General features: G+C 32.0%; 23 protein-coding genes and 1 pseudogene. 13 read left to right on the top strand and 11 right to left on the bottom strand.

Annotated features, from left to right (window positions below):
- Positions 1–224 precede the first annotated feature (224 nt).
- The 3 genes from JFL43_RS03395 to JFL43_RS03385 all read right to left on the bottom strand — a co-directional run bounded on the left by JFL43_RS03395 (position 225) and on the right by JFL43_RS03385 (position 3,113).
- Positions 225–1,271, bottom strand: coding sequence for a DUF4179 domain-containing protein (locus JFL43_RS03395; RefSeq protein ID WP_200747923.1), 1,047 nt, complete (start codon positions 1,269–1,271; stop codon positions 225–227).
- Positions 1,268–1,825 (bottom strand): sigma-70 family RNA polymerase sigma factor, encoded by a 558-nt coding sequence (locus tag JFL43_RS03390; protein ID WP_200747922.1) that lies wholly within the window; start codon positions 1,823–1,825, stop codon positions 1,268–1,270. Before JFL43_RS03390 ends, JFL43_RS03395 begins: the two co-directional genes overlap by 4 nt.
- A gap of 1,060 nt (positions 1,826–2,885) precedes the next feature.
- Positions 2,886–3,113, bottom strand: coding sequence for a hypothetical protein (locus tag JFL43_RS03385; RefSeq protein WP_200747921.1), 228 nt, complete (start codon positions 3,111–3,113; stop codon positions 2,886–2,888).
- 183 nt (positions 3,114–3,296) lie between these two features.
- Here JFL43_RS03385 and JFL43_RS03380 point away from each other — a divergent pair, with 183 nt between their 5' ends.
- Both JFL43_RS03380 and JFL43_RS03375 read left to right on the top strand, forming a co-directional pair.
- Positions 3,297–4,826 (top strand): beta propeller repeat protein, encoded by a 1,530-nt coding sequence (locus JFL43_RS03380; RefSeq protein WP_200747920.1) that lies wholly within the window; start codon positions 3,297–3,299, stop codon positions 4,824–4,826.
- Entirely contained in the window at positions 4,819–5,142 is a 324-nt protein-coding gene (locus JFL43_RS03375) for a hypothetical protein (protein WP_200747919.1), read from the top strand. The genes JFL43_RS03380 and JFL43_RS03375 overlap by 8 nt, the downstream gene beginning before the upstream one ends.
- A 541-nt stretch (positions 5,143–5,683) precedes the next feature.
- Here JFL43_RS03375 and JFL43_RS03370 read toward each other — a convergent pair.
- From JFL43_RS03370 to JFL43_RS03355, 4 genes are all read right to left on the bottom strand, one after another.
- A complete protein-coding gene (locus tag JFL43_RS03370; RefSeq protein WP_200747918.1) occupies positions 5,684–6,445 on the bottom strand; it encodes an ABC transporter permease in 762 nt (253 codons plus the stop codon).
- Entirely contained in the window at positions 6,442–7,164 is a 723-nt protein-coding gene (locus JFL43_RS03365; protein ID WP_200747917.1) for an ATP-binding cassette domain-containing protein, read from the bottom strand. Before JFL43_RS03365 ends, JFL43_RS03370 begins: the two co-directional genes overlap by 4 nt.
- Positions 7,165–7,438: 274 nt before the next feature.
- Positions 7,439–7,987, bottom strand: coding sequence for an RNA polymerase sigma factor (locus JFL43_RS03360; protein ID WP_200747999.1), 549 nt, complete (start codon positions 7,985–7,987; stop codon positions 7,439–7,441).
- A gap of 16 nt (positions 7,988–8,003) precedes the next feature.
- Positions 8,004–8,375, bottom strand: a complete 372-nt coding sequence (locus tag JFL43_RS03355; protein WP_200747916.1) for a group-specific protein — start codon at positions 8,373–8,375, stop codon at positions 8,004–8,006.
- A 250-nt stretch (positions 8,376–8,625) separates the two neighbouring features.
- On the opposite strand from JFL43_RS03355, the gene JFL43_RS03350 reads away from it, so the two are divergent.
- The 7 genes from JFL43_RS03350 to JFL43_RS03320 all read left to right on the top strand — a co-directional run bounded on the left by JFL43_RS03350 (position 8,626) and on the right by JFL43_RS03320 (position 16,369).
- Positions 8,626–9,225, top strand: a complete 600-nt coding sequence (locus JFL43_RS03350) for a GNAT family N-acetyltransferase (RefSeq protein WP_234447571.1) — start codon at positions 8,626–8,628, stop codon at positions 9,223–9,225.
- A gap of 626 nt (positions 9,226–9,851) precedes the next feature.
- Positions 9,852–10,373 (top strand): sigma-70 family RNA polymerase sigma factor, encoded by a 522-nt coding sequence (locus JFL43_RS03345; protein WP_200747915.1) that lies wholly within the window; start codon positions 9,852–9,854, stop codon positions 10,371–10,373.
- Positions 10,360–11,481, top strand: coding sequence for a hypothetical protein (locus JFL43_RS03340; RefSeq protein WP_200747914.1), 1,122 nt, complete (start codon positions 10,360–10,362; stop codon positions 11,479–11,481). The genes JFL43_RS03345 and JFL43_RS03340 overlap by 14 nt, the downstream gene beginning before the upstream one ends.
- Positions 11,482–12,245: 764 nt before the next feature.
- The gene (locus tag JFL43_RS03335; RefSeq protein ID WP_200747913.1) at positions 12,246–13,124 is read left to right on the top strand and encodes an ABC transporter ATP-binding protein; all 879 of its coding nucleotides are present in this window, start codon (positions 12,246–12,248) and stop codon (positions 13,122–13,124) included.
- A 1,067-nt stretch (positions 13,125–14,191) separates the two neighbouring features.
- Positions 14,192–14,656 carry a DUF523 domain-containing protein gene (locus JFL43_RS03330; RefSeq protein ID WP_200747912.1) on the top strand — a complete coding sequence of 155 codons (465 nt, stop codon included), beginning with the start codon at positions 14,192–14,194 and terminating at the stop codon, positions 14,654–14,656.
- A gap of 275 nt (positions 14,657–14,931) precedes the next feature.
- Entirely contained in the window at positions 14,932–15,468 is a 537-nt protein-coding gene (locus JFL43_RS03325) for a GNAT family N-acetyltransferase (protein ID WP_200747911.1), read from the top strand.
- 262 nt (positions 15,469–15,730) lie between these two features.
- Positions 15,731–16,369 carry an NAD(P)-dependent oxidoreductase gene (locus JFL43_RS03320; protein ID WP_200747910.1) on the top strand — a complete coding sequence of 213 codons (639 nt, stop codon included), beginning with the start codon at positions 15,731–15,733 and terminating at the stop codon, positions 16,367–16,369.
- 147 nt (positions 16,370–16,516) lie between these two features.
- On the opposite strand, the gene JFL43_RS03315 is transcribed toward JFL43_RS03320, so the two are convergent.
- From JFL43_RS03315 to JFL43_RS23630, 3 genes and pseudogenes are all read right to left on the bottom strand, one after another.
- The gene (locus JFL43_RS03315) at positions 16,517–17,206 is read right to left on the bottom strand and encodes a hypothetical protein (RefSeq protein ID WP_200747909.1); all 690 of its coding nucleotides are present in this window, start codon (positions 17,204–17,206) and stop codon (positions 16,517–16,519) included.
- A 562-nt stretch (positions 17,207–17,768) separates the two neighbouring features.
- Positions 17,769–18,071 carry a hypothetical protein gene (locus JFL43_RS03310; protein ID WP_200747908.1) on the bottom strand — a complete coding sequence of 101 codons (303 nt, stop codon included), beginning with the start codon at positions 18,069–18,071 and terminating at the stop codon, positions 17,769–17,771.
- Between the two features lie 139 nt (positions 18,072–18,210).
- Positions 18,211–18,312: pseudogene (locus tag JFL43_RS23630) on the bottom strand (IS30 family transposase); the annotation flags it as partial.
- Between the two features lie 525 nt (positions 18,313–18,837).
- On the opposite strand from JFL43_RS23630, the gene JFL43_RS03305 reads away from it, so the two are divergent.
- Complete coding sequence (locus JFL43_RS03305; RefSeq protein WP_200747907.1) at positions 18,838–19,518, top strand: response regulator transcription factor; 681 nt, start codon at positions 18,838–18,840, stop codon at positions 19,516–19,518.
- A complete protein-coding gene (locus tag JFL43_RS03300) occupies positions 19,506–20,969 on the top strand; it encodes a sensor histidine kinase (protein WP_200747906.1) in 1,464 nt (487 codons plus the stop codon). Before JFL43_RS03305 ends, JFL43_RS03300 begins: the two co-directional genes overlap by 13 nt.
- 333 nt (positions 20,970–21,302) lie before the next feature.
- On the opposite strand, the gene JFL43_RS03295 is transcribed toward JFL43_RS03300, so the two are convergent.
- Positions 21,303–21,854: a hypothetical protein gene (locus tag JFL43_RS03295; RefSeq protein WP_200747905.1), complete on the bottom strand. Its 552-nt coding sequence runs from the start codon at positions 21,852–21,854 to the stop codon at positions 21,303–21,305.
- 86 nt (positions 21,855–21,940) lie between these two features.
- Here JFL43_RS03295 and JFL43_RS03290 point away from each other — a divergent pair, with 86 nt between their 5' ends.
- Entirely contained in the window at positions 21,941–22,201 is a 261-nt protein-coding gene (locus JFL43_RS03290) for a TetR/AcrR family transcriptional regulator (protein WP_200747904.1), read from the top strand.
- A gap of 11 nt (positions 22,202–22,212) precedes the next feature.
- Positions 22,213–22,473, top strand: coding sequence for a TetR family transcriptional regulator C-terminal domain-containing protein (locus JFL43_RS03285; RefSeq protein WP_200747903.1), 261 nt, complete (start codon positions 22,213–22,215; stop codon positions 22,471–22,473).
- Positions 22,474–22,598: the final 125 nt, after the last annotated feature.

Below are 22,598 nucleotides of genomic sequence, written 5' to 3'. Positions count from 1 at the left end.
GTATGATAAATTTTATTCAAAAGAGTTTCATTTTCACTATGTTCACAGACTTTATATAATTTATAAATATCCAAAAAGATTCGTGATATAGCAAACGGCTTCTATTATTGTTGATAGAAGCCGTTTTAAAGTTTAAGTTCAAACCAATTGAAAAAGTTGCAGCTAAGCTAAGAAAGTATTCAGCTGAGGTAAAGTATTGTGTCGTAGCAAGGAGCTTTTTTCAATTAAGGCAATTGAACTTTAATCGGTTTCATTTTAAAAGTTTTTATTTTATCAGGTGAAATACTTAACCTTACTTCTGGAGTAATTGTAATGGATGTTGCTTCTTTATCAAAAGCTTCAGTTGCTATACGCGAATCCCTTGAATACGCGTCAAAATCGGTAATTCCAGCGGGTATTTCTTTGTATTTATTACCTAAGTTATCAGTTATTAAGTAGGTTAGACCCACATGCTCCGAATTCTTTCTGATTGCTTGATCTGCATAATGTGATAAATAGAGAACGCTAGAAATGGGTGTTGTAGTGATCTTGTTTAATTTAACTTCAACCCCTTTTTTTTGAGTGCTTATATCAGAAAATAGAATTGAATCTGTTTCAAGTGCATGTAATGAGAAGTCAAATGACCAATCTCCCGGAACTTTAAGATTTGGTATTCCTAAAGTTGAAATTTCGTTATTATGCAAGTTTTGAATGGCATCTACATCCCAATTAACATTAATTTTATCAATAGGCATACTATCCTTTAGATTGATAACGTATAAGCCTGCATATTGATTTTTGCTTATTTTTTTAACCCCAACCGAGGAGGAGTGATGAAGATTTTTGTATTCTGCTACAGTAGGCTGCCCAGAAAATGTGGGAAATCCTCCTAAATTTTTCTCACTTTCTATCAAATAAGCAATTGCGATGCTTTCTCTATCATATACAGCCTTTGTTATAGTTACGCTAATGCCATTACTTTCTTTTGTTTTACCGATATCAGTTGAGTAAGCATTATATTTTTCAAACGCTTTGTTCTGCTCAGTAAAGTACGAAAAAACATTTCCTATTAAAGGTAATTGAAAAGCAAATGAAGGATATGCTGCACTAAGTGAGATTGTTGATGCAGCGAAAATAACAGCTGCAACTGCTATATTTCTTGAAAGATGTTTTTTGTTTTTGCGTTTCATCACGTTTTTTTTGACGCGTGCCTTTTCTAATTCACTCACCGGCATTGCTTGAATATCTTCATCAATCTTCAAATCATTGAATTGTTTATATAATTTTTTCATAAAAGACTTCCTTTCAGTTGAAGTTGTCGCAATTTTTTCTTACCACGATACAGCCGGTTATCGATTGCGGCTTTTGACAAACCAAGGTGATTGGCTATATCCTCATTCTTCATATCCAAAAAGTATTTCATCGTGAAAATATCCCGGTCTATTTCTTCTAACTGGCTCAATATTTGTAATAACTCTTGTGTCGATTCTCTTTTAATAATCCCGTCTTCTGCAGATTGCACTGTTTGCATCTGTGTATCCTCGATATCTGTAACAATCTGTGATTTTGATAGCTTTCTTTGCTTATCTACAGCTTTAAATTTAGCAATTGTACAGATCCATTTTCGGAAATCTTCCGAATCACCTTTAAATTGTATAGCATTTTCCCAGGCTCCTAAAAAAGCATCATTGATACATTCCTCTACAAGCTGGGGGTCATTATAAGATTTAAGTGAATTGTATATAACAGCTTTTACAATTCCGATATATTCATCAATTACATATTCAAAAGCATCTTCTTTTCCTTTTTTAAAACGGTTAATAAAATTCTTACTCGTAATTTTCATATGTACGCTCCTTCTAGATTGTAAAGGCCCTTACATTTAATACATCGTTTAGGATGGATATATATTCTCACTTTTTTTGATTTTTAGTATTTGAGGTATTTATTTATAAATTAAGAGAGTTTAGAGTAGTATACCGAAGTTTTCAAAGTAAGGGGATGCGGCGTGAGAAAAGTCCTCGTGGATAAAATAAAACGCCATATCTTCACACGTCTCCATGAGTCCATAAAACAACTAAATTGTCTAATCTGCAGGTAGCTTAAGCACTCATAAGAAAAATTCCATAAGTGCTTAAAATGCTTAATATTCGTACTATTAACTATAATTCAGAAAATTGTTTAATTATATTTGCCCAATAAAAGGGGATACCCTATTAAAAGATAAAGTGTGGAAACTTGCTATCAAATACGCATAGGTATATTTAAAACATACCCTTAAAAAGAAACAACGCTGTAAACCATCCTCTGTTAGTCACTTGGCGCATAATCTTCTTTTATCCAAACATTTAACCAGTTGTCGGTTTGAAATAAAGTTGTTTATAAAAAAGATTGATTAAATTCTCTAAGGCTTGTTTTTTAACTAAATCAGATAAAGCTTGTTAATAAATACACTTAAACAAACGGGTCGTTAGTTCAATAAAAAGTACAGCTACTTCCTATCCGGAGGTGGCTGTTTTTACATATTAGATAAAATTAAGCAATAGCAACAATCCAAGAATTGATTTGAAAAAGTTGTTGAACTAACGGTGCGCTTTAGTTAAATATTTGATTTCCGAAATAATCAATCTTTATTACAAAAAGCCCTATACAGGTTTGAAAATAGCCCCATTTTGAACAATCTTTGTTCAAAATAGAGGCTATAATTTTCTACTAGAATAAGCATTTGTAGCTGTGTTTTATTCAATCCTTATTCCAAAACAACAGAAAGAAGCAAACAATAAGAAAAATTCGCTACCAAATATAAAGTCTTCATTTGTATAATCAGCTTTTCGATGTTCTTCTATTTCTGCGTAGGTTGGCATTTTATTTATCATCCTTTAAAATTCGTGTATTTTGTACTGTTATTATTTTTCTACTTTATCTTTATGTATTACCTTCAAATTAGGTTTTGATAGGTCATAGCTTTTTATTACTTTATAGAACAGGTCGATTGGGCTTTCCTTATGTGATGGTGCAGAATCACGTGATTTATCGAATATGTCAGATGTAGAAAAGTTAAGACTTGGTTGCTTAACTGTTTTATTATTCTCAACTAATTTGTTCGCCGCGAAAACCATCATATTTGCATTCATATAACCAATCTTCTCCTATTGGAATTTCCGTTACTGCGATTAAAAGTATTGGTTTCAATTTCTCATATGCTTTCCCTGTTTATAAATAAAAAAGGGAAAATCATATTAAAAAGAGGAATTTTGTAAAATATGTAGAATCTTTATAATTATATAAAACTATATTGATTTAAAAGGGATGATAAATTGAAAAAAATATTATTTTTATTAGTTTTTCTACTAATTATAGTAGTTGTCTTTTTATATAAAGAACCATTATACGATAAAGTATTTTCCTCAAAAAAAGTAAATGATTCACTAGAAATTAATTATGAATTGACATTAAATGAAGCAATATCAATTGGATTAAGTCATGTTAAAAAAAAAGAGATGAAAAACTCAGTTTTTAATTTATTTGACGCTACTAGTGTGGATGATCAAAATTCAAGAAGAGAAGAAGGTAAAGATGGTAAAAGGCACAAGTGGAATATTACTTTGGTTAATTCGAAAAACGGTCATGCATATTACATTACTATAGAAAATGGAAAAGTTAAAAAATCGGACTTTGATGAAGCAATAAAACTTCCAAAAGACTTACTTATAGATATTGAAAATTTAAATTTTGATAGTTTTGACGCCGTTGAAGTTGCAAAAGAAAAATTAGGTTTATTACCTGGAGAAGGTTTTGCAATAGGATATCATTTTGTTGTTTCAAAAAATGAAAAGAACAAACCTGTTTTATCTGTTTTTGGAACCGACAAACAAGATGGATATATAAGTAAAGTGCATTTTAACGCAATAGATGGTAATCTTCTGGCAGTTGAAAAAAAAGTACCTAATGGAGGTGGTTTTTATCGAATAAATAAAACAAACATTTCTTTAATAACTGATGAAAATAATGCAGTAATTGGATCTAAATCAGCAGGACAAACCACCCTAATATGGGGTTATCAAAATCCTGGTTCCAAATTTTCTACAGCTTACATTAAAGTATATAAAGAACAATCTAAGAAATGGGAAGCTTTGAGTATCAAGGAGAAGTTTATATCGAATGTTTGGTTATCTAATAATTTTTCGAAAGACAATAAAATATATTACTCAACAGACACTGCTATAAAAAGTTTTGATATAACAAAAAATGTAAGAAAAATAATATTTAAAGGTGAAAATTTAATAAAATTTGTTTACTCAAAAAAAGTAATGGCAGTATTAACTGATAAAGGTGATATATATTATTCAGAAAACAATGGGTTATCGTGGGAAGAATTTAAGGGCAAAGAAGGAATTAACCAAATAAAAGTGAATCAAAATGGAGATATATTTGCATTACTCAACGGACAAATATACAAAAAAGACTTGAATCACCTTGCACTTATTAATTTGCCCCAGGAGATAGAAAACATAATTGGATTTGAATGCGCAGATAATATCCTTGTTGTTTATACTCAAAATTCTGTTTGGTATTTAGATAAAGTTCAAAAATGGCATCGATTCGATTTAAATATTCCAATAGAAACAATTTTTGTTAATGCTAATAAACCACATAACACATTCATAATGAGTGAAGGCACTTTAATTAATTTTAACTTTGATTTAAAAGGTGATAAGTATAGGTTTAAAAAGATAGATATGCCATCTAAATTTATAGTGTCAGATGTTTTCGCAAGCAAAAATGATATTTTCATTTCGATTGTTCCAACATTTAATTGGACTTTAAGGGAGGAATTAGATGATTAAATTTATTACGAAATTTGCTTTTATAACAGTATTAGTAATTGCTACTTTTACCAACTTACCTACAAAAACTAGTGCTGCTACACATAATAACCAAGATATAACTTGTTATAATGCAAATGGCACAAAAGAATATCCAGCTCGTTCTGGTTATGTGTATATACTTGGAATTACTGCAGCCTCCCAATATAAAGAATATAATAATTTTTCAGGGGGACCACGAATTTTGTGCTTTTTTAATGTGTCTACTTTTTCATTAGTTCCCAAAGACCACGTAGTTTCTGTAGGTCTTCTATTAAAAGATGGTTCAATTCATTAGTAAACCATTCTTTCAAGTCATCATTAACAATCTCATCTTCGACTATATAAGATATTCTCCAAATTTAACAATATACAATGTTATTGTTTTCGAGTATCTAATTTTAGGTGAATTTACTTGATAGAAGAAGGTCGTAGTTAATTGGACATTTTCAATTTCAGGATGTAAAGCCGACCTTTCTCGTCTAGTTCCAAAGTGCCTATAGTTTCTTCAACATTAATAGCAAGTGTACCATCTTCGTTTTCCTTTAAATTTATTATGTATTAGGGTACCTATTTTTGAAACTTCTCGGGTATCTTTTCCCCTTGCATTTAAGAGTAAAGCTATCCCGGTAATTTGGTATTCTTCAAAACAAACATCTCCTTTTCGGATTTACTTTGGAATGAAGTTGATTTGACGAAAACAAAAAGATGGGGCTAATTTGGGAGAATTTCATCATTGCCCCATGGATGAGGTGGCGACTGTACCATATTTAAATAGTGTGATTCATGTCGTTTCAAAGCATTAGTAGACTAAGCTTTTTTTGAATATAGCTAAGTGTTCAACCTTCATTTATTTTGAAGAACCTTCTTGCTATTAATAATAAAATAACACTAAAAATGCTGAGAAGGATTAAATATTGATACTGTGGAAGCCAAGTCCCAATTGTTAAACCCATTTGGTACTGTATAATATCATTCAAATAAAGCATGGGATTCCAAATTAAATACAGGTAATAATCTTGCGGATTCTTCCCTGATACTGAGACAAATAAATTCGTCATTGTCACAGAAAACATAAGTACTAACATCAGGGGAACAAGCATGCTATTCGCTACTTTTCCATTCTTTAAAAGCCCTGCTAGTATAAAACTCAGTGGATACAGGCCAATTAAAACAAAATTACTAATGATCATAATGAAAAAGATATCCTCAAAAGACATAGTGACGATTGTTTTATAAGCCAATAGTACAAAAAACAAGATGATATTCATCATAGAAAATACACCGAGCGCGATACCTAGATAATATTTTGGATAAGTAATACCCGTTCTTTTAATCCAATAAAATGTGCGATCTGCTTTTAAATCAGCTAAATAAATCGTAGCGCTAGAGAACGCGAATGAAAAGATAAGTAATAAGATGGAAAGAGGTATAAACTGACCTTTAATAATTAAAGTTGCAACATCTCCATTATCAGCAAGTGCGTTGTTAATAAAGAAAGAAAAAGCAACAAAAATGAAAGGGGTTATGATATTACCAAAGAACACACCCATATTCCGCACATTTTCAAGCATATAAAAACGTGAAATTTGCATAATCATGAAATTTTACCTCCTAATATTTGTCCAGTTACTGCATAGTAAACACCTTCGATTCCAGGTAAGGCTGCGTGATTATATTTTTCTTGCAAAGCAATGGTACTACCAATCTCAGCGATTTTCCCCTCATGCAATATCAATGTATAGTCGAATAATCGTTGGAATTCTGCTACTTCGTGACTGATAATAATTAAGATTTTTTCATTTTCACGAGTGTATGTCTCTAGAAAGTGCATTAATCGTTGTTTTTTTAACAAATCTAAATCAGCAAATGGCTCATCTAATACTAAAATTGGCCGATTTAATAGAACAGCCAAAAATAACGCTAGAGATTTTTTTTGTCCTCCAGAAGCATTTTTTAATAAAATGTGTCCGCATTCATTGAGACCTAACAACTCAAAGAGCTCTTTAGAAAATTGTGCTTGTTGCGTTATTTTCTGAAATAGCGCAATAATTTCACGAATTTTTAGATATTTATAACTTTCAAAATACTGGTATTGTATAGATACAAGCGTATGCATATTTTGTACATCTGTATCTACTTTCATTTCTCCTGCATCAATGTATTCATCACCAGCAATACATTTAGCTAGTGTGGATTTACCAACTCCATTTTTCCCAAGTAGCAAATAGCATTTACCTGAATTAAAGCTTACTGTAATTCCTTTCAATATTTCATTTCCATGATACTGCTTTTTAACATTCTTTAATTCTAGTTGCATAAAAATCACCCTCCATAATCTCAATAGTGTAATCATCTTTCGGTGGAAACTCATAAATGTTTTTATTGAAAATGCCTATGTGAGCAGGAAAATTTGTAGTAGTGTTAGCACAACAGTCCCAGCTATAGGTGCAATTTTCATAAACATGAATCCATTAGTCGCTGATAATAGCGGTTCAAAAGGGTCTTTTGTAGGGGAGGCGAGCACGTGGATCAGTCGTTCCCATTTACTGTATTTTAATTTCTTGGGAAAATTCGGAACATCTACTTCGTATTCATCTAATTTCGTACGGAGATGATGTTCCTCTTTCAAAGGATTGGGCTTCATGAAAGTCGTCCTCCAATTCTAGTTTTAAATTTTGGATCGCGTTATGCAGTCGCGATTTAACGGTTCCTTTAGGTATTTCAAGAATTTCAGCAATATCTTCGTGCGACATGTCATGATAGTAAAAAAGCAAAATAACGCCACGTTGTTTTTCCGGGAGCTTAACAATCGCATGCTGAATCGTCATACGATCTGCGTGATGGAATTCTTCTTTTGTGATAGGGGTTAGGAAGGGCAAAAAGGATTGTAATTTTTTACGCCTATTTAATTTTACTATCATAATTCTGTATGCAATTTGAAACAGATAAGCTTTTAATTTACCTTTCTTTGGATCGTAATGATGCCTGTAACGTTGTAGTTTGACAAATGTATCTTGAACGATGTCAATACTTAGCTGCTCATCGCGCGTATAGCGAAAGATGAATGAATACAAGGGTTGCCTTAAAAGCGAGTAGATTGTTTCTAAAGCTTCGTCGTTGCCATTTTGATAAGCAATCATATACTCATCTATTTGTTCAATCAAGTTCATCTCCCCACCGCTCCTTAATCGCTTTTAATGTTATAGACACCCGAGATACTAAGTAAATAATCGATACAGTTGTCCATACTTGTGCTTGGTTTGTGAAAAACTGCACATAAACATTCTCAACTGTTTGACCGCTAGAGATTAAAATATTAAGTGTTTGTACACAAATAATCGTATAGATTGCAAGGCTGAGCGTTACTGTATCAAAGACATTCCATTTTAAAAATATTTTTGATTTCTTATAATTAATTTTCCTATTTTCCCGCACCACGTATTTACGGTCCATTGGAATAACAAGCGCTAAAATCAGCACGAGTAATATACCTGCAACAATTAGTGAAACAATCCATCCAACACCCATTTCAAATAACCTCCATCTTTGTTCTTTACTAACTATACAAATGAGCGAGTGAAAAGGTTCATTTAGAACGAAAAATAATTTTTATATTCTAAATGTAGGCATAGAGCAGGTCGTTTATATGAATAGGCATTTATTATTGAAAAATCATATATTAGTATATAATGTAAATTATATACTAGAAAAACTGCGAAATAGTTCATTATCAAAGAAGAGATACTAAGCTATTAAATAACTAATAGGATGTGTTAAAATGATGAATCATTTTTTTCAAAATGATATTAAGTTAGAAAATGAGAGAGTGCTACTTGTTCCTTTTTCTTTAGAATATAAAGAATCTCTAAAGAAAATTGTTTTTGATGAGGCTATATGGAGATATATGGGTTTATCTATCCGAACAGAAGATGAATTAGATGAATATATAAACTCAACTTTACAAGAAAAGATAGAAGGAAAGGCATATCCATTTATTATGATCGATAAAGAAAGCGAAAGTGTTATAGGCAGTACAAGATTTGGAAATATAAATTTTCATAATAAGCGTTTGGAAATTGGCTGGACTTGGTATGGTACAAAGTTTCAAGGAACAGGACTCAACAAAGCTTGTAAATATGAATTGTTAAATTATGTATTCGAACAAATGCAATTTAATCGAGTTCAATTTAGTGCAGATATTGATAATTATAGATCTCAGAAAGCTATTTTAAAGTTGGGTGCAAAACAAGAAGGGATTTTTCGAAGCAATTATATAGATCAATTTGGAAATAAAAGAGATGATGTTTATTTTAGTATTATTACAGATGAATGGTTGGATACTAAAAAGAAGTTTTTCAGTGAATTTCAATTTGTATAGAAACAAAGGTACTGAAAATAGGGAATAGGTTTACTGTAATTAATTAGCTACATCTTATATGATCAAGACAATTATTGGCATCCCCGGTCCTATTCTTGCCATATTTGAAGCAATATTTGTGAAGTATAATCATAGTCAAGGAGATACTGGAGTAGAAGGAGCATTCCACCGCATATATGAGATTAATCAACGTCATAAATGGTGTTATTTACCTGTTAGTTGGATTTGTTTTAAAAATTTTAATTTTTATTAAACAGAGAAAATCTATACAATTCATCTTATGTTAATTATACTGTGATTTTATTGCTGAAATTCTTGAATAATAGATGTGATTCTACTTGTGAATTACTGTGTTACACCTCTAAAGTAATCATGTTACTTTTTTGGAGGTGTTTTTATATTTCATGAAATAAAAGAGATACATATAGTTCTTTATAACAGAGCCTAAATTTAAGTAAATCCATTTTAACCCCGTTTTGAAATAAAAACGGGATTATACGTATTTTAGCAGAAAAATTAACAATTTTAATGGCACTTCAAATGAAATAAGAAATATCTTCATAATTTTGCGTCCAACATCCATTTTTTTACGTCTATAGTTTGAAAAGAAAAAGGAGGTCAGTCGCGTGCAGCATGAGATTGAACACATTATACATACATACAGCGATTACTTACTTCGCGTTTCATACGTTTATGTGAAAGACGAGCAGCTTGCAGAAGAAATAATCCAAGATGTTTTCTTGAAATTTTACCAAACGCAGCACCAATATAGAGAAGATGCTTCATTAAAAACATATTTAGTGAAGATGACGATTAATCGTTGTCATGATTACTTACGCAGCTGGAAAAATAAGCGCTTCATTCTTCTTGAAAAAGTGCAACTAATAGGTAAATCGCATACAGTTGAGAAGATATACATAGAAAAGCAAGAACGAATGGAGTTAACGAATGTAGTATTAAAACTGCCAGTAATATATCGGGAGGTTATTTTACTTTATTATTACGAGGATTATACGACATCTGATATAGCCCAGCTGCTAGAAATCTCACATTCCACCATTAAGTCTAGGCTACAAAGGGCTCGTAAGGAATTGCAAAAGCAATTAACGGCATATGATTGGGAGGTGTTGTCACATGAATCAATTTAAAGAGGAATGGCAAAGGGAATTAAATCGCGAAGTTAAGCTAAGTTCAAATCGAAAGCTAGAAATTTTAAGGGAAATAAAGAATGCACCTCGTAAAGTACAAAAGTCGAAAAGAAATTGGGGTTACCCAGTGGTCCTTACATCATTTATTGCGTTATCTTTATTGTTCCTAATGATGAATATTCAAGGAGGAATACCACAAGGTAATATTTCACCAGGAGCTGTTATGAATAAAGGTGAGAAGATTGAAGTAGATTCATTGCAGCTGCTAATTTGTTTGATAATGATGATTATTTTCCAAAGCTTAACACTTCTATTTAGTGCACTTGCTATTATGAAAACAAAGCGTTGGGATAGTAATGAGAAAGTACAAATATTACGAACTTTCATCAAGACACATGTACATTATAAAATGTTTCATATTGTGGCAGTTGTCTTATCACTGTTAACTATTATTATATGGATGGTGTCACCGATAATTGTAGTAAGTAACTTCAAGTTCATCGGAGGAATCATAGCACATGTATTCATTTTTATATTTGCAACGGTAATCGTCACGTCTTATACACTTTATATTAATCGAAAAGCTGCTATGCAAATTCGTAAGGAAAAGCGTAAACGTACCTTTTTATTATTCCAACTAATGAGCTGGGCTATTAGTACGATAATATTGGGGAACGTACTGTTATTTGTAACCTATGAGACATCGTATGAAGTGATTAAAGTGGTCATTGTTATTTCACAAACGACATTTCTTTGTAGTCTTTTACTGTGGCATGAAAAAGCAAAAAATTATGCAAAATGTCCTCATTGCAATTGTCGCTATAATCGTAAATTTGTTATTAAAAAGTCTTTTGATCCTTATAAATTTAATTGTCCCGAATGTGCTAAACAAGTGTATATAAAAACGGGAAAAGTAAGCTCAACTTCAACTTCGAATTCATTTTATTTTGTACTTCCAGCAGTATATTTTCCATGGAATTTAGCTGAGCGTATAGGATTGTCGTATGTACTACTTAGTATTTCTGTTTTTTTAATGATTCTATTTCATATTGTGTGTCTTTCTCCTATTATCGATAAGTTTACGAACGAAAATAAATCACAATGGTAGTTTTGGTTAAATTCATTTTGAAAATACTTTGAATCATAGAGGCGGATTATCATGATGCTTTTGTCAGAAGAATTGAGTTCTTTGTCTATATAGTAGATAGGGTTTTTCAGTTCTTTTGATTTCATTTTTCTCACATTAAAAAAGTTAAGTTAAACTGTTTCTCGATTTAATCCTTCAAATTTCATCTGGAGTTAAATAGTTGATCGTTCCGTGGATTCGTTTGTGATTGTACTAACTCTCAATGTATTGAAATAGTGCAAATTTTGCCTTTAAAGTTAAAGTAACGGTTTCGATACACTTCTTCTTTTTTTATTTAGCTTGAAACGATGCGATAAAGGCATAGTCATAGGAACAATCTTTTCCACTAAATGACCAATCATCCCATACTCATTAAATCGCTTATGAAAGGTAACACTTGTATATTACGTGCCCAAATCTGTATGCACAAAGAACCCTTCTAGTGCTCTTGACTCGGAATCAACAGTTGTTCAACATATGGTAAAATATATATATAATGGTATTGTATATATGATATTTATTGAATGTCGGGGAAAAGATGCTTGGAAGTTTAATGATTTTTATATCTCCAGCACCTTTAAAGTTAATATCTGTACCTTATACAATAACTTCCTTGTTCTTGAACCTTTATAGAGATTAAACAGCTGCTGATCATAGGAGTTTTTATATTCTTTAATGAAGAATTCTTTTTATTAACAAGAAGGTACCCATTACATTTAATTAATAATAAGTAAAGGTGTGTAAAGATGAAAATTATAATGGAATTGCAGGATATCACCAAACAGTATAGAGAGAAAATAGTTTTAGAAAATACGTCTTTCTCAATATATGCTAATCAGGTTGTAGCACTTGTTGGAAAGAATGGTTCTGGGAAAAGTACGCTATTAAAAATCATTGGAGGTTTAGTCAAGCCAGACAGTGGTGTGGTCCACAAATATATACAGCCGCTGAAAATCGGTTATGTACCTGAAGTTACGCCTTCTCATATTCTGTTCACGCCGGAAGAGTATCTAACTCATATGGGCAATATTCGGGGAATGGCAAAGGGTCAAATACAACAGCGTATAGATAATTTAATAGAAACCTTTAATTTGCAAGATGCTCGTAAAACAAGAATTGAACACTTTTCAAAAGGAATGAAACAGAAGGTTGCGATTATGCAGGCGATGCTTGAGGAGACAGATCTTTTAATATTGGATGAGCCTTTATCTGGACTTGACCCCATATCCCAAAGTGATTTAGAAGGTATTCTATTAATTTTGAAAGAAAGAGGGCTAAGTGTTGTTTTGACTTGCCATGAGACTAAATTGTTAGAAAACATAGTAGATAGGGTCCTATTAATTAAGGATCATCAAGTTATTCAAACTAGTTCATTACAAGGGAGTGTAAACAAGGGAAATAGATTTATTTTTGCAATTGCTACAGAAACATCGTTAGAAGAATTGCTTCCCTTTATTGAAATTCAACAAGAAAGGCATTTGAATTCTGGAGTTAACGAGATAGAGGCAACCGTTAACCAGGAAGATACAGACAAAATCTTGCTGGAACTCCTTAAAAGGGGTGCCTCAATTAAGCAATTAATTCCTATACATCGGGTTGAAGAAGGCTTTTATAACCACTTCTAGTTGAAAGAGAGATGAAAAGAAAATGACAGGTTTATTAAACTATCAATTAATCAATTATGTAAGGTCGTACAGATATATTCCACCTTTTTCAGTCTATATCATGGCTCTTATAGTGAACTATACTTATATTCCTAATCCAACTTTAGACAGTTACTCATTTACATCCTTGGTTCTCTTTTTTATCATGGGGTGGTTTACGATAACGATTTTTCATGCAGAAGATGAGGGTCAAAAGCAAATAACGTTATTGCATTGCAAAAGCTTAAGGGAGTATTATCTTGCACTATTTATTATTTGTGCTCTCATTGGCTTTTGTCTAAGTTGCATATATGTAGCGTATCCCATTGTTATTGGTGCGTTCGGAGTAGAAACTCGTTTATTACATATAATTATGGGCCTCCTGTCTCATTTTAGTTTATCCATTGTAGCCATTGCATTGTCCGCTATCTTTACAAGAGAACTAGTCAAAAACAAGGGGAATACGTGGTGGGGAGTGCTAAGTATACTTATTATTTCTGTAGCGATTGCCTCCTTCAAAAGCACAATTCTACAAGTAAAAGGGCTTATTTGGTTATTACCTCCTGTCCATCTTTCTTTAGAAATGTTGAGTTCGAAAGATAGCATAAAATTCATACCTGGATTATTTTATTGGCAATTCGGTTGGATTTTTCTATATGGATTCCTATTTATAGGTCTATTCTTTTTGCTCATAAAGCACAGGCGTACCAATTAAGAGTTGAAGAGGGATTGAGCTTCACTAAATATTGTTGGCTTACTGATTTGTAGGAGTTCTTCTGTTAGATCGTAACACTAATTTGTTGCAGGTTCTTCTTGGATTTTTTGTATGCCAATTAAGTATTGTTATGGATAAACATTAGCAAAAGATCATAGGAAAATAGATATGAATCATCAAAATGTACTTAGGCCAACTCCTTTTGCTCTATATAATGCATAGGAATGTAAAATTTGTTGGAGTAAGGTCCATAAAATATTCAAAACACAAATCATTGTGGAAATTGTATCAAGCTAGCTTAATATCAAAATACTTTAAGGTAGAGGTGATAGCATTGATAATAGTGAGCTCATGTTTGGCAGGTTTACAAGTAAGATATAACGGTACACATAGTTTAGATCGGAAAATTCATAAACTAATCGAAGTAAATAAAGCTGTTACGGTATGTCCTGAACTGTTAGGTGGTTTTTCAACCCCGAGAGAACCAGCTGAAATAATAGGCGGTAAGGGGGAGGATGTACTGGACGGGAATGCTAGAGTAATTGAAAAATCAGGTAGAGATGTTACGGATTTATACATCAAAGGTGCTTTTGCTACGCTTAAAACGGTACAGGAGCTTGAGGCGACAATCATTGTTCTTAAAGAGTATAGCCCTTCATGTGGTAGTGCAATGATTTATAATGGGCAATTTAAAGGTGAAAAGATTGTCGGAAACGGTGTTACAACAGCTTTACTTAAACGAAACGGTTTACAAGTAATGTCGGAAGAACAGTTTTCCGAAGATATGGTAGAGTTTTAACAAAGTTAAAAATGTATATGAAGATTGAGCAACTATATACGAATATACTACTTAATTTTTTTGCTGAATTATAATATGTATCGAATAATTATTATTCTTAACGAAGGTACATTAGTTATAACATTTATGATTGGCCCATGTACTTGAGATGATTACTGAAGTTGGTATAGAAAAAATAAGCTCAATTTACACTACCTAAAACTCTTAATATTGAATAATTGTATTTATATGGTATTGTTAAAAGGTGTCCATAAGGAAGATTGGGGGAAGGAAATATGAATGATTTAAATTTTAAACCATTAAAGAATGAACTTGATGAACTAATATCATTTATGACAAAAAATTATTGGGAATTTCACGGAAACCCTAAACCTACTTCAGAACAAATTACTAAAAACTATCATGAAGGCTGGTATAAAGATGATAAGCAAACTATTTGGATAGAGAATGATGGAGAAAAAGTTGGTTTGATTATTATTCATGATATTACTGATACTATTCCATTATTTGATATTCGATTAGGTAATAATTTTAGAGGGAAGGGACTTGGAACAGGAGCCCTTAACTGGCTCAAAGATTACATATTTACTCTCCCTGATAAAAAAATTAGAATTGAGGCATATACTAGAAGTGATAATTTAGCAATGAGAAAAACACTAAGCAAATGCGGTTTTGTCAAAGAAGGCTATTTACGAAATGCCTGGGAAAATGATGATGGCAGTGTTTCAGATTCATTGTGTTATGCAACTATTAGATCAGATTGGGAAAATAAAGTGTTAACACCTATTAAAATCAATGAATTACCATTTTAATTATAGAACTAACCAGGCGTTAGCTTAGCAAGAAGTACATAAAATAATCGGAAATTTTTATAAAAGAATCATACTGTAGAATTAGAAAGGGAACTCCTATTGACAGGGAGGTCCCTTCTTATCAATCTCTCTATAAAAAACTGTGTATATATTTATTATGAAGTGAAAAGTGGATTCCGAAGATATGATAGAGCTGTAACAAAGTTAAATATGTTAATGATTTACTAGCTAAAGTAAACGACTATACTTGGGGGGGATATTTATGGATCATGCTTATAAAATCGCTATAATTGGAGGCACGGGAAAAGTTGGACGTTACATCGCTTCTAAAGCGTTACAAAATGGTTATCAAGTTCGTATGCTTGTTCGAAATCTAGAAAAGATTACGGATAAAGATGAAAGAATTGAGATTATAGAAGGTACAGTTGAAAATATAGATAACATAAAACTCCTTCTGAATGGGTGTCATATTGTCATAAATACCTTTGGCCAACCTCCTAAAGATGAACCAATCTATAGCAGCCTAACGAAAAATATATTTGAAGTAATGAAAGAATTTGAAATTAGTCGATATATAGGTGTTACAGGAGGATCGCTCAATATTAAAGGAGATAGAAAAACAGTTTTTAATAAGATTGGTGCAAAGCTATTTGAAATTTTCTTTTCTAAGATGTTGAAGGATAAGAAGGAAGAGTTGACCATTCTTCAAGAAAATAGAGGAATTGAATGGACACTAATCCGCTTACCATTTGTAGTTGAGGGTTCGGAAATGGGGAATATTAAGGAAAGCCTTTACGATATGCCTGGTACGAAGATTACTAATAAAGATATAGCAAGTTTTATCATTAGTCAGATTGAAAACAAACAGTATATTCATCAAACCCCATTTATTGCAATGTAATCTACCGGTTGCAAGTCATTTTGAAAAATTTAAATAAGATGTTATTCAGAATCAAAGATAGACTTTTAATAAGTCTATCTTACATTTTTTATTCAACTAATACCTTGATAGCTGAATAAGAAAATATAGGAGTTGTGGATATTTCAATTACTTTTTATTGAAAAAAGTCGGTGTAGAGGCTACATTTTTTAACCAACTATATTCCAAACCATTTATGCTATCTTTAGCCCATACATCTCCTTGATGTTCCTGTTCTATACTGCTATACCAAGTGATATTTGACCCAACAACTAGAGATGCACTATCTAGTTCATTTTTCTTTGGAAAAGTAAACTGCTTCTGTTCTCCAGATTTTATATTAATTGCATATAGACTTGTAAACATAGTTGGAATTGGACCCTCTTTCCACTCCTTGTTTTCTTTTGCACGAGCAACAACTACTTCATCTGGAGAGAGCCATTCCAAGTCAAGGTCAACATATCCTTTAGGTGTGTATTCCTTTCTCTCGTAAAAGGTAGTAATATCTATAACGGTTGTAATAGTATTTTCAACGAAAAATCTTCCTTCACCAGATATGAAAGCTAGTTGATTTTTTGTAGGAGCCCATTTTTTCCATTTTTCATACCAGAGCATCTTACCTATAACTTGAAAGTGGTCTGCTGCTGATGAAAGTACACATAGTGTATTGCTATCATTGGACCAAGATGCAGTGGGAGTTGCAAAAAAACTAACCCATTTACCATCAGCACTCCATTTAAAATGTTTGGTATCAATAGCAAATAAGTCGGTTGTATTTATTTGAATGATGTAAAAAGGCTTTATTTTTTTTCGAATCAAGATAGGCATCTAATGGAACTTTAAAAAGATGAACTGGTTCCCATCCAGTAGGAAACAAATTAGATTGAGATGAAACTATAAACTTTTTTTCGTTGGGAAACCATTTCCACCAGTGGTTCTCGTCGCCAATGTTATCACAATTGGTAGTTACATAATAAATAGTAGTAGCTTTTTACTGCTCTCATATTGCACTATTTTGTCTGATAGTTGAATAACAAATAAGCAGCATTTTTTTATGCACTGATTATCTTATAAATGAAATAAAAATCCTTATAATGTTAATATATCAAATTTTTCACTTTAATTCTTGACTTCTAATAAAAAATGATGAGTAAAATGGCAAGGCACCACAAAGAAAAAGCCGAAAGTATTTGATAAAAGCTTCATATTTTGATTGTTAAAAAAGACAAATATATTGGAATCACTTGATGGAATAATAAAAAGAAGAACTCTTCGTAGAAGAGTTCTTCTTTCAAATTAAGGAAATATTAGTTTATTAGGTTGTAGGATATATAAGTAGTGACTTATATATCCTACATTTAGTCATTTTTCTAGTAAATTATTATTCTATAGGACAAAGACCGGAACAATTAACATATCCACTATAACTCGCTAAAGTCATAGTTCCATCATATGCATAATCGTCTAAAGTAAGAGTGCCACTATAACCATGACTGTTGTAGGTAATAGTTTGTCTTGGAGTAACTTTACCATCATAATATTTATTAACACTTACAAATTTACTGTATGTTGCGTCAGTTACTGAATCTGGAGTACTTGATGTCGCAAATGAATGATTAGGAACCCCGGTAAATAACACCACACTTAAAGCGCCAATTCCAAATAAAGTTGATAATTTTTTCATTAAATCACTCCTTTTCTTTGATAACTTACTTATTCTACATTTTTTCCAATAATTCTCTTTTATTTATACAAAAATTTTTAAAAAAATATAATATTTGGGTAAATGTTATAAATTGGTTGTTTTGTATGTTGCTCAGCCAAATTAAGTGCAACACTTGCTCCATGAACGCTTCGTGTGCAAGTTTCCAACCCAAGTAATTTCTTGGGAGATTGTTGATTAAATATAACGCTTCTTTCAATTTATGAGCTCTTTTGAGCGGGGGACATACTCGTATATCGTTCTAAATACCAAGTCTTTACCTTGTTAAGTGCGCTTTCTCTTGTATAAAATACATAGGGTATTCGTGTGCATTTTTTACGATCATAAGCATGCGATTCCTTTTGAATGCGACGGCGAACGGCATATGAGGTTCCTGAAGTAACGATCTTTCATACGTATTCGTTACAATTCATAGATACATTCTTTTACGTTATCAAATTTTATATGTTAGCATTTGCTATTCTACTTGCGCTAAATATAATGAGTATTCTAATTAGTCTCCTTAGGCCAAATGCTAGTTTGTATTATATTTCCATTTACGGGGTATTAGTTAGTAGCATTTATATTTCTGAGTACCTTTCATTTTTACTTAACAATGACAGATGAGATTTTCCGATTTTTAGGGCAGCAAACAATAGCTTAATGTTACTAGTGTTTGTTATTATTTTGGTAGGCTTTATATTAAATGTAATAGTTTAGAAAAACTTGACTGGATGGGGTAGTAGCCATGAATGGGAAAATTCTAATTGTGGATGATGAAAAAGATATCATAACGTTTATAAAGAATTCACTCGAAGATGAGGGGTATATTGTATATAGTGCCTACAATAGTGGTGAAGCACTGAATTTGTTAAATAAAAAACCTGATTTGATTGTACTTGATGTAATGATGCCAGGTATGAATGGCTTTGAACTATGCGAACATATCAGGACTAGTATTTCTTGCCCAATTATCTTTGTTAGTGCCAAAAATACTGAGCAAGACAGGATTCAGGGATTGATGGTGGGTGGAGATGATTATATAGAAAAGCCTTTCAGTTTAAAGGAATTAAAAACAAGGATCTTTGTTCATCTCAGACGTGAGAAAAGAGCACGTTCGGAAAGAAAACAGTGCATTTATCAAAAAAATCTCATCATTGACACTTTAGCACATGAAGTTTATTGTCAACATGAAAAAATTAGATTTACATATCGAGAATTTGAGATACTTAAATATTTTGTCTTACATCGCGAGCAAGTTTTGTCTAAAGATCAAATCTACGATTATGTTTGGGGTTTGGAAGCAGTAGGTGATACTTCAACAGTGACTGAACACATCAAAAATATCAGGGCAAAATTGCTGGAAAAAGACCCTCAGACAACCTATATTGAAACGATTTGGGGAGTAGGATATAAATGGGGAAGTTAAAGCGGCTAAGTACCCAGACATTACGCGGGCAAATAATATCGTCTTTTTACTTGGTTTTCATACTAAGTATTATCGCTACAATAATTACTTGGGTATTCATTGTCATTTTACTACTTTCTTTGAATAATAAAATCCACCCTGCAAATTACTATGAAGGTAAAATTCCAAAATTAGTTAAAAAGATTCAAGAAAAGGGCGACATAATTGATAAAGCAAATAAGGAAACATTGAATGCATTAATACCGTTAGAAGGTATTGATTATCAAGTAATTGATAGAAAAGGACAGATAATGTATGGAAGTATGTCACAATCTTATATCTCTTCAGAAACTAATTTGATAAAGAAACTCAATATTAATCTATTTGATGAAGACCAAATTATTAAATATTATCCTATTTTTGATGACAGGGAAAATTTGCTTGGAGCTATAGGATTCCGCTATAAATTATCTGTAATGTCTTCGAATCCTAATGATTCGCTCCTACTATGGTTTATCTATATCAGTGCATTTTGTGTGCCTTTCTTTTATTTTCATTTAATTTCATACCTAGTAGGGAAACGTTTCAGTGAAAGAATTGAACGACCTTTTAACGAGATTATTGAAGGTACACATAAAATTGAAAAACATGATTTGGATTTTTCATTAGCACATATTAATAGTACAAAAGAACTTAATCAGCTTGTTTTTGCATTTGAAGAAATGAAGGAAGCACTAAAAGAGTCTCTTCAAAAGCAGTGGGATATGGAGAGAGAACGAAAGGAATTGATCGCAGCTGTAGCACATGATCTTAAAACGCCTTTAACAATTATCCAAGGTCATGCTGAAGGATTGTTAGAAATGGAATATTACAATATTGAGCGCCAAGATCAATATCTAAAGACAATTATGACAAGTTGTCATCGATCTATTAAGCTGATCAATGAGTTAAATGAAATCTCAAAAGTAGAACAACCTGAATTTAAATTAGATATAAAAGAAACAGATGTTAATAATTACGTGTCTTCAAAATTAAGAGAATACACTTTACTAAGCGAGAAAAAGGATATTACATTAAAGACTGCTTTAAAAAATCTTCAAACCGATGAGCATCCTCTTTTTATTGATGTCTTTCGTATAAACCAGGTGCTTGATAATATCTTTGCAAATAGTCTCCGCTATACACCTGTAGAAGGCGTAATAAGTTGGGAAACAATTATAACGAATGACGAAATTATTTTCGAAATAACCGATAATGGAAAAGGTTTTTCAGGGCAAAATACAACTAAAATTTTCGAAAAGTTTTACCGAGAAAACACAGTGAAATTTAGTGAGGACGGTCATTCAGGTTTAGGATTATTCATCGCACAAACAATAGTTAAAAAACATAATGGTGAAATCCTAGCTAAGAACAGGATAGAAGGGGGAGCTTATTTTAGAATTGTCATAAAGAATATGATAGACGGACAATAGTGACATTCTTAAATCCTAGTTTTTGAATTAACGATCTACTTGTGAAGCGAGCTTTCAAAATTGCTGTTTTTGCGGAATAGGAGCATCACTATAATCCAAAACGCACTGATATGGGATTAGATGTCACAAGGAAACATGAGCTTGTAGGCAGATGACCAACTATTGAAGAAAAAAATGACTATATCGATTACACTTTTTCAAGCAGGGAAGTGTAACCGGTATAGTGAAGGATATGGTTTTTAAAATAATGAAAAAACAATATCGTTGTAAAATTGAAAAATAGATAGAGCAGAGTACAACTTTATGAAATCCTGTATTTTTGATATTGTGCCATTAAAGGCCTATGTTAGCCAAAAAAGTTTTCTTTTTTGTTGGAAACAATATGTAGGAAAGGCTAATTACTCCGTCAATTAATAAAACAAGAGACCAAATTTTCCATACTTGTTCTAATGCAGTTGTATCTTCTTGATGGCCAACAATTGTTATCATAAGCCAAAGCATAGAGCTACCTAATAAGTATGCAATTATATGCTGGCCAAACAATTTCAATTCCTTCATCCCCTTAGCCACTCCAGTTAAGGGTTTTTTATTTAAATTAATCTTTAAAAACCATACTTGAAATTTTTCGTCTGCCCAAGTAATCATTGTTTTCCCGTAAGCAATCGAAACGCCAATATAGATTGCAGAAATGCCGTGAGCACTCGAAGCAATAGCCCCGTTTCTTAGATCCATAATCGTAAAAACGATCAACGCTAAATCGATAAGGGGTACTAATATGAACAAAAAAGTACTTAGCTTTAGCTTTTTTAAGATATAGCGAGAAAAAAGAGCAGCCATAATCGCAATCCAGAAAGCGATTTCCGCTGTAATAATCCAAACAATCATTTTCACCACTCCTTTTTAATACATTTGTATTAAAATAATAACATACATTTAAATACAAATATATTCCAAAACAGTATAATTAAAATATGCCTAAAATCGTAGATCATGAAGAAAGAAAAACAATTATCGCAAAAGCTACATGGAACGTTATTGCACGTGACGGTTTAGAAGGGGCAACGGTACGTTCAATTGCAAAGGAGGCGAATCTCTCACTCGGTGCGATTCAATATTATTTCAAAACACATGAAAAGTTGATCCAATTTGCGATGCATCTTGTGGAGAATCAAGTAAATGAAAGAATATATGAACATAAACTACAGCCACTCCCTTCAAAGAAAATAATTTAGTAGAAATGCAAGTGTGGCTTGAATTTGTTTCTTATAAGTTACGAAAAAAAGAACTAAAAGAGGATGGTGTTAAGCAAATAATAGAACGGATTATGCATCATTTACAAGATTCGCAGCTCCTAAAGGATGGGCTACAGTTAGAAGAAGAAATCATCCATTTACATGCATTTATTGATGGACTTGCACTGCATATTTTAATGGGTTTTGTACCGGTAGATAGTGAAAGAATCAGATATTTAATTGAAAGAGAGCTAGATAAGTTGTTCAAGTAGCTATCGCTAGTCACTGAAAACAGCTATAAAAATAACAAGGCATAAAGGAATAAGAAAGGGAACTTCTAATGATAGGATGTTCCCTTATTTTAATTGATTATGTGGTAGATGGTTGAAAGAGGTTG

It is taken from the genome of Viridibacillus soli, from assembly GCF_016612995.1.
Lineage (GTDB): Bacteria > Bacillota > Bacilli > Bacillales_A > Planococcaceae > Viridibacillus > Viridibacillus soli.
The sequence above is the reverse complement of the archived record's forward strand: the minus strand, read 5'-3'. Positions and strand labels throughout refer to the sequence as shown.